A 16,828-nucleotide genomic window follows, 5' to 3' on the forward strand; every position below is an offset into this window, starting at 1 on the left:
GACTGGACCGGCCTGCTCGTGGATGAGGTGCTGGGGGGCACCGGGTGGCGTCCGGTCGAGGCCTGCGTCGTGGCGGAGGAGCTTGGTCGAGCGCAGGACGGGTCGGCGTGGTTGGGAACCACGATCGGTGCCGCGGCGCTCGCCTCCGCGCCCGGGTACCCCAGGCAACAGTTGCTGCCCGGCCTGCTCGCCGGGACCGCGACGGCCGGCGTCGCGATCGTCGGCGAGCCCGCACGGATCATCCGCGGCGACCAGGCCGACATCGTCATACTCCTGGGAAGCAACGGAATTCACCTGCTGCGCGATTTGGATCGCGACCAGTTCGAGTTGGACCCCGACCTGCTGGACGTCACCCGAACCGTATGGCGTTTCGACGCGAAGGCCGCACCCGGCGACGTGATCGGATCTGTCGAACGGGCCGACCAGTTGGCCGCCGTGGCCCGACTGCTGGTCGCCGCCGATTCGGTGGGCGCCGTGTCGATGACCCTCGAGCGGCTGACGGCATACCTCAAGGAGCGCATCGCATTCGGGGCCCCGATCGCGAGCTTTCAGGCGATTCAGCACCGGCTGGTCGAGCTGCTGGTCTTCGAGGTCAAAGCGCGCGCCGTCGTCATGAGGGCGGCGCGGGCACTCGCTGCGGGAGAGGAGAGGGCGACCTTGCTGACGGCGGCGGCGCACGCGTTCGTCGCGGCGAAGGCCGCCGCCGCCGTCGACGAGTGCATGCAACTTTCGGGCGGCATCGGTTTCACGTGGGAGTATCCGCTGCATTACGAGCTGCGTCGGGTCTTCACCAACGGCCACCTGATCGGCACGGCGCGTTCGAGCCGGGCGCTGGTGGCGGAGGTGTCGGGTTGGTGAGCGTGGTTTGGAGCCGTCCCACCGATGCGCAGCTGGCCGACTTCAGAGAGCGGGTCAGGGCACACATCGCCGAACACGCGCCGCCGATCGAAGCCCGCGAAGGCCACCGTGCGCCGCAGACCCCCGCGCAAGAAGCCCTGCTGCGCGCGTGGTTCGCCGGCCTGTTCGAGGCGGGCCTCGTGGGCGCGGATTGGCCGGTCCAACACGGCGGTCGCGACGATCACCACCCACTGCACGACCGCATCGTCAGCGAGGAGATCCTGCGCGCCCGCGCGCCACGCCCGGTGGACCAGGTGAACCTGGCGGCACACGTGCTCTTGCACTTCGGATCCGACGAGCAGAAGCAGCGGCTACTGCCACCCATCCGGCGCAGCGAGCACGTCTGGTGCCAACTGCTCAGCGAACCCGATGCGGGTAGCGACATCGCCGCGGTGCGCAGCCGCGGGGTGCGGCAACCCGACGGCGGTTGGGTGATCGACGGCCAGAAGACCTGGATCACCGACGGACACTGGGCCGACATGGGCCTCGCCCTGATCCGCACCGACCCGACGTCCTCGCGCCACCACGGCCTGTCCGTCTTCACCGTGCCGCTCTCGGCGGAGGGTGTCGAGGTTCGTCCGATCCGCACGATCGGCGATGCGATCGAGGTCAATGAGGTCTTCCTCAGCGGGGTCGAGCTCGGTCCGGAGAGCCTGATCGGCGAGGTGGGCCAGGGCTGGTCGATCATCATGGCCGGCTTGGACTTTGAACGATTCGGCATCGGCGGCAACGTCATCTTGCTCGAACTCTTGATCGACGATTTGGTCACCGTGGCCCGGAACGCGCTCATCGACGGCGAGCCCGCACTGGACTCCACCGACATCCGCCAGCAGGTCGCCGAGTTGGCCGTCGAGGCCGAGGTAGCCAAGGCGTTCATCGACGACCATGTGGAGCGGCTGACGTCGGGTGAGGAACGACCGGGCGACGGCTCGATCGCGAAGTTGAGCTTCGCCGAAACCTATCACCGTGTCGCGGCCTATGGCGCCGAGCTGGCCGCGTCGGCGATTGCCGCGGGGACTGCGGACCCCGATGTGGATCGCGCCAAACAACGCCTGCGTGAATGCTGGCTGTGGTCCCGGGCCTACACGATATCCGGTGGCAGCTCGGAAATGATGCGCAACATCCTGGCCAAGCGGCGACTGCACTTGCCGAGCCGATGACCGCATACCCGGCGGCGGAGACCTATTGGTCCCTGGTCGAGACGGCGGCGCGGGCGCATCCCGATCGGGTGGTCCTAGTCGACGACTACGGTCGGGCCCTGTCGTGCGAGCAGCTGTACGAATCCGCACTGACATGCGCGGCGGCGTTGGCGCAACGCGGAATTGGCGCGGGAACGGTGGTGTCGTGGCAGCTGCCGACGACGCTGGAGACGATGGTAGTCATGGTGGCGCTGGCGCGCCTCGGCGCGGTCCAAAACCCGGTACTGCCGATCTGGCGGGAGAGCGAATTACGTTTTGTGACAATGCAGCTCGCGACCGACGTCCTCATCGTTCCCGGGAGGTGGCGCAATTTCGACCACATCGCGCTCGCCCAGCGGATCGGTGATCACCAACCCATGACTGTCGTGGTCATCGACCACGACGAGCCCATCACCGGCGCACTTCGGCTACCCGCCGGTGATCCGGCGGCGCTGCCTGCGCCACCACAATCGGGCGAGGAGCCGCGCTGGATCTACTATTCGTCGGGCACAACGGCGGCCCCGAAAGGCGCGCGGCACTGCGACCGCTCGGTCATCGCCGGCTCGGCAGGCGTCGTCGCCATCGTCGGCGCCTCCAGTAGCGACGTCAACCCGATCGCCTTTCCGGTGTCGCACATCGGGGGAGCCGCCATGCTCGCTGCCGCCCTCCATACCGGCATGCGACTGGTGCTCTTCGACACCTTCGATCCCGTGGAGACCCCCTTCGCCATCGCTGCGCACCGGCCGACTCTGCTGGGCAGCGCCACCCCGTTCTTCGTCGCCTTCATGGCGGCGCAGGCAAAACACGGCGCCGAACCGCTATATCCCGATCTGCGTGGCTGTGTCGGCGGTGGTGCACCCATCACCGCGGAGTTGGGACATCAAGTGCGGCAGACCTTCTCGGTCGACGGTGTGGCCAATTCCTGGGGACTGACCGAATTTCCGGTCGCCACCTCCCAAGCACCGAACGGCCCTCCGGAGCTGCTGGACCACACCGTCGGCAAACCCGTGCCGGGCGTCTCAGTGCGAGTCGTCGACGAATCCGAGCGGCCGGTCGAGCCCGGGGAGGAGGGGGAGCTGCGGCTCAAGGGCCCGCAATGCTTCCTCGGCTACGTCGATGCGTCATTAGATGCCCAGGCATTCGACGCCGGCGGGTGGTTTCGCACCGGCGATCTGGGACGCATCGACCAACAGGGCAATGTCGTCGTCACGGGGCGCATCAAGGACGCGATCATCCGCAACGCGGAGAACATCTCGGCCCTCGAGATCGAGGGCGTCCTGGCGAGCCACCCTGCGATCGCCGACGTCGCGGTCATCGGCGTACCCGATGAGCGGACCGGCGAACGGGTGTGTGCCGTCGTCGTCGCCCGCCCGGGTGCGGCGGTCACGCTCTCTTCGGTTTCCGAACATTGCCAAGCCCGGGGGCTGAGCAGGCACAAGTCGCCCGAACGGCTCGAGATCGTCGATGCGCTGCCACGTAATCTCACCGGCAAGGTGCTCAAGAATGAACTCCGGACCCGGTTCGGGGACCGGTGAGCGTTCGTGACAACCCCGATCCGATTCCCGGGCAAGGCGATCTCCTGCCCGAGACACGCAGCACCGCGAATGCCATAAGGATCGGTCTTGTCGGTGAAGATACTTATGCCGACGCGGGGAGATGTTCAACATCTCCTGGCCGTACCTGAGGCGATTCGCCGCCGGACTCGGCTAGATGCCGATCAGCTCCTTCAGATTGCCGCCCATCACTCGTGCTGTGGTTGCGGCGGGGAGGTTTTCGAGCTCATTGACGAAGTCCGCGGGCGCGGCCAATCCCTCGGGATGCGGGTAGTCCGAGCCGAACATCACCCGCGCCTCACCGAGGATGTCGATGAGGTGCGACATGTCCTCCTCGTGAAACGGGTTCACCCACACGTGCCTGCGGAAGACATCACACGGGTGCTCACTGAATTCGCGCGGCTTCTTGCGGTATACCCGATCGAAAACGTCCATCAGACGCTGAGCCCACGAACCGCCGTTCTCGACCACACCGATGCGTAGGCCGGGGAAGCGCTCGAACACCCCATGGGCGATGAAGGCCGCGAGCGTATCGAAGATGTGGCGGCTCTCCTCGTAGATGAAGCCGCGGAACTTCGTCAGCTGGAAACCCTGGAACTCGTTGCCGCCCTCCCAGTCGGAGAGGTAGCGGTCGTAGCCGGCGTCGGAGTTGTGCATCTGGACCGAGATGCCCGACGACTCGACCAATCTCCAGAACCCGTCGAACTCGGGCAACGCAGGTGAACGCGAGGTTCCGTCCTCCCTGGGCACCGGCGCTGGCCGGATCAGCACCGTCTTCGCACCGTTTTCCAGGCACCATTCGAGTTCCGCAACGCCCTTCGACGGATCGTTGAGTGAGATCGCCGGGACGGGGAAGATGCGGTCCTTGAAGTTGAACGTCCAGTCCTCGAGCAGCCAGCGGTTGAAGGCGTGGGTAACCGCGTGGGTGAGCTCGGTGTCGCACTTGGTCCGTTCCTCGAGCATGCCCGCCGTGGTGGGAAACATCAGCGCGCCATCAACGCCCTGGCGGTCCATCAACGCCAGGCGCAGGTCGGGGCGCCGGAACTCGTCTGGACAGCGGATGGGCTCGGCGAGCTCGCGCAGCGTCTTACCCTCCGGGTTGATCCCGCGGTAGTAGTCGGCCCATGCGCCGGGAGTGGGAATCACCTCGTAGGTGGGGTTGGGTATCGTCTCGGTGATAACGCCGAGGATCTGGAGCTTCTTGCGGCCATTGACGTCGACGAACTTCAATGCTTCGGAGTATTTCTCCGGCAGATAGCGCGTGTAGGCGTCGATCGTCTCGTACATGTGATTGTCCGCATCCCACACCTCGAACGCACGGGGTTCGGTCATCGTCATTCCTTTCCACGAAGCAGTCGAGATCGCCGAAAGCCTGCTCGCAGATTTGTCCGCCATATGCATGGCCAACGGCGCGGATGGCAACCGGCAACGCCACTATCGCAAACCGAGAGTAGACGTTCTCGCCCTAATACTGTCCGAAACCGTGGCGAACGGCAAGGTCGCACCGCGCGTCACGGGCTGTGGGGCCCTGCCCGATTCACTGGTTCGCCGCATCAGCGACCTCCGGCAGCCGGTCGATGATGCGGCGCGGCTCGTCGGCGGGTATCAGGACCTGAACATGATCGATGCCCAGTCGACGGTAGGCATCGCATGACTCGGCCAATGATCGGGCGCCGGAATAAGCGGTGGATGCGACCGTGTACAAGCTCGCCGACGATCTGCCGCGCGCGTCGGCTAACCGGTTCAGAGACGCGACGAGCCCGGCCAGCCGTCCAACGGACGTCGGCGCGGAAATTCACCCGTCGCCGACACGCGCCGCTCGGTCGAGCGCGGTGTCAGAGTGCCCGCCCACCAGGATCGGAATGGGTCGTCGTGCGGGGTGCGGCCGGGGATCCATCGGTGCGAAATCGTAGAATGTCCCATGGAATTCGACGTAGGGATCGTCCGCACACCATAGGGTGCGCAACAACCGGATGTGTTCCTCGCTGCGGGCGCCACGGTTGTCCCATGGCATGCCCATCGCTGTCGCCTCTTCCTTCAGCCACCCGACTCCGACGCCGTACACGAGCCGGCCGCCCGAGAACGCGTCGAGCGAAGCGAGTTGTCTTGCGTCGCCGATCGGATTGCGAAGCGGCAGTACGGCGACCGATGATCCGAGCCCAATCGTGCTCGTCAACCCGGCAACCCAACTGAGCGTCGTCATGAGTTCGAAGTTGGGGGCGAGATTGTCGGCGAGCCAGCCGTCGGCGACTGGCGTGGGCCTGCGGCCCAGCGGATACAGCGAATCGCTGTGACGGGGCAAAACGAGATGGTCGACCGCCCAGAGCCGGTCGACTCCGCAACCCTCGGCGGTCTGCGCGAAGTCGCGGATGAACGACGGTGACGCGTTCGGGCCGCTGTGCGGAAGAACAAGACCGATTTCCACGACGGCCTAGAGGTTGGTGAAGTGGCCGCCGTCGACCCCTATCGTCTGTCCGGTGAGATACCTCGCCTTGGGGCCCACGAGGAAAGTGACCGCCGCACCGACGTCGCTCTGCGGATCGCCGATGCGGCCCAGCGGGATCCGCCGCGCCAGCCGCTCCTCCATCGCGGGTTCGGCTTCGATCGCCGCCGTCATCGCCGGTGAATATGCAAGCGGCGATATCACATTGACCGTGATGCCGTAGGCGCCCCATTCGCGGGCCAGGCTTTTGGCGAAGCCCCGCAGTGCGCCCTTCACCGTGGCATAGAGCGGCAGTGTGGCGCTGCCTTCGATCCCGGCGGGTGAGGTCATCACCAGGAACGTCCCTGCCCGTTCACGCAGCGCTTGGAAGGCTGCGCTCGCACAGTGATAGGCGCCGGTCACCGACACGCTGATGTGGTCGCGCCACAGCGACTCACCGACGTCCTCGAGTCGGTGCGGCTGGCTGGATGCGTTGCTTGTGGCATTGTGTACCAGCGCATCCAGGCGCCCGGTCGTCATCACCGCGGCCTCGACGGCGCCGATGACCGACTCGGCTACGGTGACGTCGCAGCGGACCCAGCTTGCCCGACAACCGGCCTCGCTGAGTTCCGCTGCAACCGCCCGCCCACTTTCCGATCGGGTGGCGACGAAGACGTGCGCGCCGTCGACCGCGAGCGCACGCGCGATGCCGTGCCCGACACCGCCGCCGGCTCCAGTGACCAGCACCGTGTAATCGTTGATCGTCATGGGAGCATCACGGCTCCGCCGTCGACGATGACGGTTTCGCCGACCAGACCCGTGACCTCGGGCTTGAGTAGGAATCGTGTCGTCTCGACGATCGATTCGATGAGCGAGTCATCGTCCTGAAGCGCTGCCGCGGTCACATGGCTGGCTGACGCGCTCAGCCGCGGCGCGAAAAGACGAAGCGGGGCGGCAACCATGTTGACGATCAGGTTTTGAGAAGCCCATTGGCGAGCGGCGGATTTGGCCATCGCACGGATTCCCTCGAGCGCGGTGGCGTACGGGACAAGATACGGCGCTCCCGTCATCCCGATCGATGGCAGCACCAGCACGATTCGTCCTCCACCTTGGTTGCGCATCGAGGAGTACGACCGCTGCAAAGCGGCCAGCGCGTGTCGCATCGGTTGTTCGGCGAATCGGCCCCAATCCGGCGCACTCAACGTGCTGACGTGCGTCGGCTCGAGCGCCGGATCGACGCCGATCACTATGACCACGTGGTCCGTGTTCGGCTGAGTCGGTTCGTCGAGGTTGTGGACGACCGACTTTAGACTTGCTGCGATCGCCCACGAGATGGCATCGCTGCGCCCTATGACGTGCGGAGTTGTCATGTGCGCCGCCCTACGGTTTTGGAATCGCCGACACCTTCGCTTGCCGTGCGATTCGCTCGTCGTGGATCTTCACCAGTTCGCGGAAGCCGATCCGGTTGTACCGCGGGTGGGGTTGGACTCCCCAGTCGTCTTTCGCGGTGTGTTGGCCGGCGGCCTCCGGAGCACCGCCGAACGGCGGGCCCCCGAGGGGATAGGGCTGCCTGCATTCGAGCGAGTCATCGGAGTAGCGCACCTTCAGCAATTCGCTGCAGATTTGGGTGAGGGACAGCGTGGGCCACCCGTACCAGACTGCCATCACCGGCACGGTGAGCGACCCCTCGATCACCAACCCGAACAGGCAGACGAACAGCCCCCGTTTGAGCCACGTGTGCATCCGCGCCCAAGCCGACGTCGTGCCCGGAGGTAGCGGCTCGGCCGGCGCGACTGCGTCCACAGTTGATTCAGACACGATAGTCCTTCCCAGGATCGGTCAGTCGGAGAAGATTTCCCGGTTCACGGTGTGCAGGTAGGGGATTGCGAGGAACGGCGTGATGTAAAAGACGTTGTAGGCCCACCAGGCCAGCACCGGCAGGCCTACCGCCGCGTACCGCACATCGGCATACAACGTCATGTTGAAGATGTAGCCGGTCCAGACCACCACACCGAACCAGCAAGTGACGATCATCCACTGGTGCCCCCAGCGCTTCATCTGTAGGAAGCCGATCGCTGCGGCCATCCGCATCGGAAAGGCGATGAGCACGCACACGAGAACCCACGCCTTCTCCCCGGGCGCACCGGCACCTCCGATCCAGAGCTCGTTGTAGTGCCAGAAGTAGCCCCCGTCCATCAGGTTCCCCCAAGCGGTGAACACGGTGCGGGTTATCAGGGCGTGATTGGCGAACAGGTCGAGTGCCCAACCGATGCTGTTCAGGGCCGCGTCCAGGATGATCACGTAACCGATGAGCGTGACCATGAGTGGACGCACCGACAGGCCCTCGCGTTGCGCATTGCGCAACAGGTACAGGCCACGCACGAACAGGGGGAGCCCGAGGACGCCGAGCACGAGCGTGCCCATCAGTGCCGTGCCCGCTATGAGCCAGATATCCGCCTGTCGTTGAGCCCGCCGGCTCCGGCGTTCGTGTTCGTCCAAAGTCGCTGACGCGAAGGAGGATGCACCGTTCCCGCGGCGCGTTATCGCAGAGGGCAATCGCATGGGCCTACCAATCTCTTGTCAGCAACATGGAGAGCTGGATGAGAAACATCGTCAGCAGGAGGCCGTATATCCAGATTTGGAAAACGATGAGGCCGCGCCTACGCCGGCGATCCTGTTCGTCCACCGCGCTGACTCCTCCTTAGGAAATAGATAGCCGGCCCGAGGCGACTCCACTCAGGGCCGATCGCTGCGGTCAGAAAGTCCCGATGTTCGACAACATCCAGTAGAAGAAGGCAACCAATGCGCACATCACCCCCCACGTGATCACCATCCGCACCAATTCTTCGATCACATCCGTTGCTCCCGTCTCCGCAACGCGGGTGGAAATACACATTTCCCCGCGATGATAGCATCATTATCAATTACGAGAATTCGCATTATCGAATTCAGGGTTGGCCAAGCTCCCGGGCTTCGACGATTGCTGAGTCCGAACCTTCACGCATTGGCCATGGCGGCGAGCTCGCGCTTGACCACCTTGCCGACGTCGTTGCGCGGCAGCCGGTCGACGAACACGAATCGCACGGGTACGCGGTACGGCGTCAATCGATCCCGGCACCACTCGGTGAGGCTCTCTTCTGTAACGGCCTGATCACGTCGCACGACGAACGCCCAGGGCACCTCGCCGAGCCGCTCGTCGGGGATGCCCACGACGGCGGCTTCCCGCACGCCGCCGGCGGCGAGAATGACGTCTTCGACGGTGCCCGGGAAGACCTTGAGGCCGCCACGGTTGATCATGTCGGACACCCGGCCGTCGAGCCAGAGGAACCCGTCGTCGTCGAACCAGCCCAAGTCGCCGGTGTGAAACCAGCCGTCATCGGTGAGCCGGTCGAGGAAGGCCGGATCGATGTTGCGCGCCGCTGTCGTCGGCGTGCGCACCAGCACCTCGTCATCGGCAATCCTGACGTCGATGCCGGGCAGAGGCCGCCCCACCGATCCGAGTTTGGTCTCTCCCCACTCGCGGGCGTCGGCGGCCGACCACCCCACCACCTCGCCACCGAGTTCGGTCTGGCCGTAGGAGTTCAGCACGATCACGCCGAACTTGTCCCTGAATCGGGCCGCTTGCACAGGCGACAGGGGAGCGGTGATCGATCGCACGATCTTCAGCGGCGACAGGTCCGTGACCGAGTCGTCGTGCAACACCATGGTGAGCGCCGCGGGCGGCAGCACCGTGGAACGCAGCTGGTGCCGCCGAACCAGCGCGGCGAAGTCCGACGGGGAAAATCGCTCCATCAGCACCACGCCCGAACCCGCCCGGAACGCGAACAGCACCTGATAGATACCCGCCCACAACGACAACGACAACGGCACGAGGTTCGGCATCGGCGGGCGTTTCGGTGCGTCGGTAATAGCTTTCTTCCCACGAAGTTTCGCCAACAGCCGATCGATCAGGTCGAGCACCGTGGTGTGCCGAAGGGGCACCGGCTTCGGCGGGCCCGTGGTGCCGGAGGTGAACTGCAACAGTGCCACATCGTCGTCGTAGGACCGCGCGTGCGCGGGCAAGTCGCGCCTTGCCGCCGTTGCCCACGCCAACGCGTCACCGGTGACGACGGGGATTTCGAACGTCGAGAATCTCGGCGCCAGTTCGGGTGTCGTGACGACGGCGACGGGCCGCAACGTCGTCAGCTGGGCCGCTATCTCGGCGTCGGCCGCCCTGGGGTTCAACGGTGTGTACACCCCACCGGCGCGCCACGTGCCGAACAGCGCGGCGATGGTGGTTGCGTCGTTGGGCAGCATGGCGGCGACAACCTGTCCCCTCGCCAATCCGATTGCCGCGAGGAGCGCGCCGAGTTGGTCGGAACTGGCCACCAGCTCGTCGCGCGACACCTCGCCATCGACCAAGTGCACGGCGACATCCGGCAGGCCGTCAAGCAGATCCACCAGGCTCACGAATCGGCCTCCAACGGAGCCCAATTCGGAGTTCGCTTGTCCGCGAAGGCAAGGGGGCCCTCGTTCTGGTCGGGGTGCCCCCACATCGACGTCAGGTGCTTGGCGCCGGCGCGGCACGCATCGGTCAGGCCGTATTCGAGTGCGCCCCACAGTGCACGCTTGGTGGCACGCATCGCCGCGGGCGAGTTTCTGGCGATCTTCTCGGCCAGCTCCTGGGCGACCTCGCGCAGCTTTTCGGGCGGATCCACGACCTGGCTGATCATGCCGAGCTGGTACGCACGATGGGCGCTGAGCCGTTCGTGGCTGCCCACCAACGCCATCCGCAACACCGCCTCGGCCGGCATCCTGCGCATCAGCGCGATGGTTTCCAAAGCGCTGACCTGGCCGATCGAGACGTGCGGGTCGACGAAGCTCGCGTCCGATGACGCGATGACGATGTCGGCGTCGGCCACCCAGTGCAACCCGCCACCGGCGCATACCCCGTTGACAGCCGTGATGACCGGCTTCTCGACGTTGCAGTGCCACGCCGTCAGCTTGAGGTCCAGCGTGCGCATGGTCTCCTGAAACTGCAGCACGGCCTCGCCGTCGAGCTCCTCGACGTCGGCCCCCACCTGGAACGCTCGCCCGTTGCCGGTGTGCACGATGACGCGGACGTCTGGGTCGGCATTCAATTCCGACCACGCTTTCGGGAATTCCTCACGCATCACAACGTCATACGCGTTGAGCCGGTCGGGGCGGTTGTTGATGATCCAGCCCACCGGCCCGCGCCGCTCGACGACCAGCCTCTGATACGTCATGAAGCCTCCACAGCGCCGGACGGTGCTTGCCACCGCGGTGTGCGCTTCTCGCGCCACGCCCTGGCGCCCTCGCCGTGGTCGGGGTGATTGCGCAGCCGCCAGATCTCATCGGAGGCATCCCGGCGGGCCTGCGTCATACCGACTTCCAGGCAGTGCCACAGCGCCTTCTTGGTGGCGCGCAACGCGGTCGGCGAATTTCCGGCGATCGCGGTGGCGAGCCGAAGCGCCGCGGCGCGAAGCCGATCGGCGGCTACCACCTCGGACAAGATGCCCAACTCGTAGGCGCGTTGCGCCGAGATGCGTTCGCCCCTGCCGCTCAACGCCATCCGGGTGATTGCCTCCATCGGAGACTTGCGAAGCAGGGTGATCGCCTCATAGGCGACGGCCTGGCCGAGCGACACGTGCGGGTCGACGAAGGAGGCCTGTTCGGCCGCGATGACGATGTCGGCGTCGGCCACCAGGTGCAGGCCACCGCCCGCGCAAACCCCGTTCACGGCCGCGATCACCGGCTTCCATACCCCGCAATGCCAGGACGAAATCTTCAGCTCCGCGTCCCGAGTTCGACGCGAGTGGCGGCGCATCGCCGCTTTGTCGCGCGCCACCTGCACCACGTCCATCCCCGTGCAGAAGGCTGTGCCGTTGGCCGCGTTGACGATCACCCGGACACCGGGATCGGCATCGAGTTCGGCCCAGGCGGTCTCGAGTTCGTCGAGCATCAACGCGTCGAAGGCGTTGCCCGCGTCCGGCCGGTTCAGGATCAGCCAGCCGATACCCTCAGACTTCTCCACGACCAACCGCTGGTAGGTGCTCACGAGCGCGGAATGTCCTTCCAGGGTTTGCCCTTCCAGGGGTCCGGTTCCTTGGGAAGCCCGAGCACGCGCTCGCCGAGGATGTTCTTGTTGATGTCGGTGGTGCCGCCCTCGGTGCCGTTGGCGAGGCTGCGCAGCATTCCATGGACATCCCGGGGCAGTGCGTCCGGCTCGTCGGTGGCGGGCCAGGCGACCGCGTCCGTACCCAGCAGGTCGACCATGAGGTCCTGAATTTGCTGGTTCAGCGTGGCCTGGTGCACCTTACCGATCGAGGACGCGGCCCCGGGCGATTGGCCGGCCGACAGTGCCGCCCGGACACGGTCATTGGTCCAACCACGGATCTGCTCCTGGGCCCACAACCGCATGATCTTGTTACGGACGACCGGGTCGTCCCATCGGCCCGTCTCCCGCGCGACGGCGATCAGCCGGTCGGCGCCGGAGCCGCCGAGGCGGCCCATGCCTCCCGACCCGGAACCCGAAACCATCTGCCGCTCACTGGACAGCGTCGATGCGCTGACGCGCCAGCCGTCATTGACCTCGCCCACCCGGTGCGCGTCGGGGACCCGGGCATCGTCGATGAAGACTTCGTTGAACTCCGCCTCGCCGGTGATCTGACGCAGTGGTCGTACCTCGACGCCGGCCTGACGCATATCGAGCAGGAAGTAGGTGATGCCCTTGTGCTTGGGTGCGTCCGGATCGGTTCGTGCGAGCAGGATCGCGAAGTCAGCCTCGTCGGCCCAGGTGGTCCAGACCTTTTGGCCCGAGATCAGCCAGCCATCCGCGTCCCGGACGGCCCGTGTCGCCAACGAGGCAAGGTCCGACCCCGCGCCGGGCTCACTGAAGAGCTGACACCACTTCTCCTCGTTGCGCACGATCGGCGGCAGGAAGCGCAACCGCTGCTCTTCCGTACCGTGGCTGAACAACGCCGCAGCAGCGTTGTTGAGCCCCAACGGGTTCAGCCGGGACAGCCGCAGTGGAAGCAGCACCCTATCGATCGCCCGGGCCACCTCGTTGCCGATACCCAGGCCGCCGTATTCGCGCGCCCAGGTCGGCACCACAAGACCGGACTCGGCGAAAACCGGATACCACTGCCGGTAATCCGCGGGGCTCCGCACCGCGCGCAGGGCGACGGGACTCTGCGCGGCGGCCATACGCCAGGATGCCGGCACCTCGGCGTCGACCCATTGTTCGACCGCCGCGACGGCGTCGGCGGCACTGGTGGCCTCGGTGATCGGCAGGGGCGTCACGTTCTTCTAGCGCCCTTGGAACTTTGCTTCGCGTCGGTCGCGGAAGGCCGCCAATCCTTCTTTGAAATCTTCACTGCGGCTGGATAGTTCGAGCGCCATCGCCTCGTTCTGCAGATGACGGTCCAGGTCGAGCCCGTTGCCGCTGTGCAGCAGCCACTTGGTGAGGCCCAGCGCCACCGTGGGCGCATCGCCAAGGCCGGCAGTCAGTTCGCTTGCCACGGTGTCCAATTCGTCGACCGGGGCGGCGGCGTGGATGATGTTCCACTCGGCGGCGGTGGTTCCGGTGATCTCCTTGCCCAGCATCAGCAGTTGCCGGGTGCGGACCAGGCCGATCAGCCGCGGCAGCAGCCAGGCCGCGCCGCTGTCGGGGGTGAAACCGCGGGCCATGAAAGGTTCCCAGAACCGCGCATCCTCGGCGGCGACACAGAAGTCGGATGCGAGTGCGATGTGGAATCCGAGCCCGGCGGCCCAGCCCCGCACTACGGACACGATGGGCACCTGAGTCTCGAGCATCAACGGGATCAACCGGTTCGCTTTGTTGGGCAGCCGGCGCTGCGTGCTACCCACCCTGGGCTTTCGCTCGGAGCGGGCGTTGTTGGCGATGAGGTCGGACCCGGCGCAGAAGTCGGGTCCCGCAGCGTCGATCCTGATGACGCGGACGGATTCGTCGACACCCGCGGCGGCGAAATGCGCGATCATCGCGTCGAGCATGACGTCGTTGACTGCGTTGCGGCGATCCTCGCGGTCCAACCTCAATTGCAAGACCGCACCGCGTTGTTCCGCCGCGAGACCGGGCACACTGTCGTAAGTCATGGGCTCAGGTTTCGGCGAATCGTGCGGCCACGGCGGTGAGCAGGTCCGCGAGATTGGTCGCCCGCCCAGGGGGATCGGGTAGTCGGACGGGTCCGTGTTCGCGGCTGGGGAGCAGAATCGTGGCCGTGCCCGGCGCCGTGATCTGGCCACGATGATTCGTCGCCGCCAACTCGAGATCGACGGCCGGACGATCGTCCTCGGCGAGGTACTTGCGGACCACCGTCCCGGTGACGGTGTGCAGATCGCCGACGTAGTTGAAGAGCCGGAATTCGCAGGCGAGCTTCCACAGCCAGCCATCGTCACCCATCCAGTCGGTGCACAGGTGGATAAGCCACGTCTCGCGCATCCGGCCGTAGTCGAAGGTGGTGGGGTTACCCGCATTGCGGGCTGCCTCCGGTTCCCAGTGCACGCGCTGCTGCGCATCCGGCACACCGTATTCGTTGGGCGTGTAGAAACGGGGGATGCGCTGCCGATTGCGCCATGCCAGTCGCAGGGGCCGCACCCCGTACATGCCGGTCCCCATGCCGACATGCCAGCAGACCATGTCGGTGACCGTCAACGGGCCCTTGGTCAGGGTGCCGATGTCGTCACCCTCGTCGACGTCCTCCCAGGATCGCGGTTCGGCGCCACGCGGGGCTTCGCGCGCGTATCTCTCGTCCAATTCCGCGATCTCGTCCGGCGTCCACGACTTCAGTTCGACGGCCTCGTACTTCTTGCGACCTCGCGCCTTGCTGCGTTCGGTGCGGATCATGTTGCGGTACTGCGCACCCAAGATGACGTCTTCATCGTCTCGGAACACCTGTGCCGACCACTCGTGGACGGCCCGATCGGCGAATTCACTGCTCTTGTCCAGGGCCGCGACCAGAGCGTTGCGCCGGAAGACGCGATGATTGGCCCGCAGCGGCGCCCACCACTCACGCGACGAGGACGCGTAGAAGGCGTGAACGCCGCGCAAGGGGTCACCCTTGGTCAGCGCGCGGTCTTCGTCGGAGAGCGTGGTCACCTCGTCCTCACCTATCAAGGTGTCGCCCCCGACGAGCGCGGGGGGCGCGATCGACTCGCCCCATACGGATTTGGCGGCGTATTCCGCGTCGCTCCACAGCGGGTTGGCGTCGCCGTAGCTCTCCGCTACGTGGCGGAAGCAGTCTTCGTTCGGTCTGAAGTAGTGCGGCGGCTGAGTGTGCGGAACCGCGATCCCGATGGTGGCCCGCAACCGGGCCAACCCCTCGTCGGTAATCTGACCGGTTTCCGGCATGGAAATTAAGATACCCGAAAAGCGGAAACGCCGTTAACGCAGGGATGAGGATATGAGCGAACAAGCATCGGGCATCCTGGTGGCCGTCGGCGATGACGGGGTACTAAGAGTCACCATCGACCGCGCAGACGTCGGAAATTCGTTGTCGCCCTTGGCGCGTCAGGCGCTCAACGATGCTTTTGCCCTGGCTCATGATCGGTCCGACGTGCGTGCCGTGCTGCTGAGCGCAACGGGTGACCGGCATTTCTGTACCGGCGCCGGCTTACCGTCCCAGGCGGCAAGCGCTGACCCGCGTTCGAAACCCATCGCGGAGAAGCGGCCCGGTGACATAGCCCGCATGCTTCAGCAAGGCTGGCAGCGATTGATTTCCTCGATACTGGATTGCGACAAACCCGTGGTGGCCGCTGTCAACGGTACGGCGGCGGGCGCCGGCGCCAGCTTGGTGCTGGCATCCGATCTGGTGGTGATGTCGGCGCAGGCCAAGCTCGTGGAGGCGTTTGTGCACCGAGGGATCCTGCCCGATTCGGGGGCCATCCACCTGTTGACGAGAATCGTGGGGTTGCGCAAGGCCACTGAACTCTTGATGCTCGGCGAGCCGGTCGACGCTGCCACCTGCGAGAAGCTCGGGCTGGTCAATCGCGTGACCGCACCCGAAGACACCCGGGCGGCCGCCGAGGAGCTCGCGGTACGGCTGGCCGCGGGCCCTACCGTGATGCTGGCGCTGACGAAACGGTTGTTGTCGGTGTCGTCGGAGTCGGATCGACACCGCGCATTAGAGCAGGAGGCCTGGGCGCAGGAGGTGGTGTCGCACACCGCCGACCTCCAAGAGGGCCTCGCCTCGTTCGCGGAACGTCGTGAGCCCAAGTTTCTCGGTCGCTGACCGGCTGTCTGCTAGGCGGCGGTGGGTCCGCCCCGGATGGTGAACGTGGCGCTGTCGTCGATGTCGTCGATCGACGACGCCACCGACTCGGCGGTCAAAGACGTGTCCTCGATTCCCTTGGTGACGCCGATGAACACCCGTGACACCTTCCCGGCGCCGACCGAGTAGATGTGCGCGGTTCGGTCGCACGTCGGATGGCACAGGTAGACCACCACAGGGGTGACGAGCTCGGGGTGCATGGCCTGACCGGCTTCCCCCATGATGTTCTCGGTCATCCGCGTCCGTGCGATGGGGGCGACGGCGTTGATGGCGATGCCGTTGCGGGCACAGAATTACGGACGGATCGTTCAGACCACTTCCGGCACCGGACTTTTCGGGAACTTCGGTCAAGCCAACTACGGCGCGGCCAAGATGGGCCTCATCGGCATGATGCACGTTCTCGCCATCGAAGGTGCCCGCAACGGCATCGCCATCAACGCCGTCGCCCCCATCGCACGGACGCGGATGACCGAGAACATCATGGGGACT

18 protein-coding genes and 2 pseudogenes are annotated in these 16,828 nt (G+C 65.8%); 6 read left to right on the forward strand and 14 right to left on the reverse strand.

The window, feature by feature from the left end:
* From A5691_RS14475 to A5691_RS14485, 3 genes are all read left to right on the forward strand, one after another.
* Positions 1 to 858: acyl-CoA dehydrogenase family protein (locus tag A5691_RS14475; RefSeq protein WP_067753794.1), on the forward strand; the 858-nt coding region annotated here is incomplete at its 5' end.
* Positions 855 to 2,057, forward strand: coding sequence for an acyl-CoA dehydrogenase family protein (locus A5691_RS14480; RefSeq protein WP_067753785.1), 1,203 nt, complete (start codon positions 855 to 857; stop codon positions 2,055 to 2,057). The genes A5691_RS14475 and A5691_RS14480, both read left to right, overlap by 4 nt.
* Positions 2,054 to 3,610: a class I adenylate-forming enzyme family protein gene (locus tag A5691_RS14485; protein ID WP_068018998.1), complete on the forward strand. Its 1,557-nt coding sequence runs from the start codon at positions 2,054 to 2,056 to the stop codon at positions 3,608 to 3,610. Before A5691_RS14480 ends, A5691_RS14485 begins: the two co-directional genes overlap by 4 nt.
* Positions 3,611 to 3,781: 171 nt before the next feature.
* On the opposite strand, the gene A5691_RS14490 is transcribed toward A5691_RS14485, so the two are convergent.
* Positions 3,782 to 4,960 (reverse strand): amidohydrolase family protein, encoded by a 1,179-nt coding sequence (locus A5691_RS14490; RefSeq protein WP_067753791.1) that lies wholly within the window; start codon positions 4,958 to 4,960, stop codon positions 3,782 to 3,784.
* A gap of 67 nt (positions 4,961 to 5,027) precedes the next feature.
* Here A5691_RS14490 and A5691_RS14495 point away from each other — a divergent pair, with 67 nt between their 5' ends.
* Complete coding sequence (locus tag A5691_RS14495; RefSeq protein WP_068019001.1) at positions 5,028 to 5,282, forward strand: hypothetical protein; 255 nt, start codon at positions 5,028 to 5,030, stop codon at positions 5,280 to 5,282.
* A 141-nt stretch (positions 5,283 to 5,423) separates the two neighbouring features.
* Here A5691_RS14495 and A5691_RS14500 read toward each other — a convergent pair whose 3' ends face one another.
* From A5691_RS14500 to A5691_RS14550, 12 genes are all read right to left on the reverse strand, one after another.
* Positions 5,424 to 6,053, reverse strand: a complete 630-nt coding sequence (locus A5691_RS14500) for a TIGR03619 family F420-dependent LLM class oxidoreductase (RefSeq protein ID WP_068019004.1) — start codon at positions 6,051 to 6,053, stop codon at positions 5,424 to 5,426.
* Between the two features lie 6 nt (positions 6,054 to 6,059).
* Complete coding sequence (locus tag A5691_RS14505) at positions 6,060 to 6,818, reverse strand: SDR family NAD(P)-dependent oxidoreductase (protein ID WP_067785679.1); 759 nt, start codon at positions 6,816 to 6,818, stop codon at positions 6,060 to 6,062.
* On the reverse strand, positions 6,815 to 7,420 hold the full coding sequence (locus tag A5691_RS14510) for an SDR family oxidoreductase (protein WP_068019006.1): 606 nt from the start codon (positions 7,418 to 7,420) through the stop codon (positions 6,815 to 6,817). Before A5691_RS14510 ends, A5691_RS14505 begins: the two co-directional genes overlap by 4 nt.
* 10 nt (positions 7,421 to 7,430) lie before the next feature.
* Positions 7,431 to 7,793, reverse strand: a complete 363-nt coding sequence (locus tag A5691_RS14515; protein ID WP_231972819.1) for a hypothetical protein — start codon at positions 7,791 to 7,793, stop codon at positions 7,431 to 7,433.
* Between the two features lie 96 nt (positions 7,794 to 7,889).
* The gene (locus A5691_RS14520) at positions 7,890 to 8,549 is read right to left on the reverse strand and encodes a hypothetical protein (protein WP_068019009.1); all 660 of its coding nucleotides are present in this window, start codon (positions 8,547 to 8,549) and stop codon (positions 7,890 to 7,892) included.
* 256 nt (positions 8,550 to 8,805) lie between these two features.
* Positions 8,806 to 8,946, reverse strand: coding sequence for a hypothetical protein (locus tag A5691_RS28040; protein ID WP_156670079.1), 141 nt, complete (start codon positions 8,944 to 8,946; stop codon positions 8,806 to 8,808).
* Positions 8,947 to 9,047: 101 nt separating this feature from the next.
* Positions 9,048 to 10,499 (reverse strand): class I adenylate-forming enzyme family protein, encoded by a 1,452-nt coding sequence (locus A5691_RS14525; protein WP_068019012.1) that lies wholly within the window; start codon positions 10,497 to 10,499, stop codon positions 9,048 to 9,050.
* Positions 10,496 to 11,296, reverse strand: a complete 801-nt coding sequence (locus A5691_RS14530) for an enoyl-CoA hydratase/isomerase family protein (RefSeq protein WP_067889032.1) — start codon at positions 11,294 to 11,296, stop codon at positions 10,496 to 10,498. Before A5691_RS14530 ends, A5691_RS14525 begins: the two co-directional genes overlap by 4 nt.
* Positions 11,293 to 12,108, reverse strand: coding sequence for an enoyl-CoA hydratase/isomerase family protein (locus A5691_RS14535; protein ID WP_067889035.1), 816 nt, complete (start codon positions 12,106 to 12,108; stop codon positions 11,293 to 11,295). Before A5691_RS14535 ends, A5691_RS14530 begins: the two co-directional genes overlap by 4 nt.
* Positions 12,105 to 13,352 carry an acyl-CoA dehydrogenase family protein gene (locus A5691_RS14540; RefSeq protein ID WP_082950324.1) on the reverse strand — a complete coding sequence of 416 codons (1,248 nt, stop codon included), beginning with the start codon at positions 13,350 to 13,352 and terminating at the stop codon, positions 12,105 to 12,107. Before A5691_RS14540 ends, A5691_RS14535 begins: the two co-directional genes overlap by 4 nt.
* A gap of 6 nt (positions 13,353 to 13,358) precedes the next feature.
* Entirely contained in the window at positions 13,359 to 14,165 is an 807-nt protein-coding gene (locus A5691_RS14545) for an enoyl-CoA hydratase/isomerase family protein (RefSeq protein WP_067753749.1), read from the reverse strand.
* Between the two features lie 4 nt (positions 14,166 to 14,169).
* Entirely contained in the window at positions 14,170 to 15,420 is a 1,251-nt protein-coding gene (locus A5691_RS14550) for a hypothetical protein (RefSeq protein WP_067785700.1), read from the reverse strand.
* A 52-nt stretch (positions 15,421 to 15,472) separates the two neighbouring features.
* On the opposite strand from A5691_RS14550, the gene A5691_RS14555 reads away from it, so the two are divergent.
* Positions 15,473 to 16,300 (forward strand): enoyl-CoA hydratase/isomerase family protein, encoded by an 828-nt coding sequence (locus tag A5691_RS14555; RefSeq protein WP_067753742.1) that lies wholly within the window; start codon positions 15,473 to 15,475, stop codon positions 16,298 to 16,300.
* Positions 16,301 to 16,311: 11 nt separating this feature from the next.
* Here A5691_RS14555 and A5691_RS14560 read toward each other — a convergent pair.
* A pseudogene (locus tag A5691_RS14560) lies at positions 16,312 to 16,626 on the reverse strand (short-chain dehydrogenase); the annotation flags it as partial.
* On the opposite strand from A5691_RS14560, the pseudogene A5691_RS14565 reads away from it, so the two are divergent.
* Positions 16,619 to 16,828: pseudogene (locus A5691_RS14565) on the forward strand (SDR family NAD(P)-dependent oxidoreductase); the annotation flags it as partial. The pseudogenes A5691_RS14560 and A5691_RS14565 sit on opposite strands and share 8 nt — an antisense overlap.

The sequence above is a fragment of the Mycobacterium sp. E183 genome (assembly GCF_001667735.1).
In the GTDB taxonomy this organism is placed as follows: Bacteria; Actinomycetota; Actinomycetes; order Mycobacteriales; family Mycobacteriaceae; genus Mycobacterium.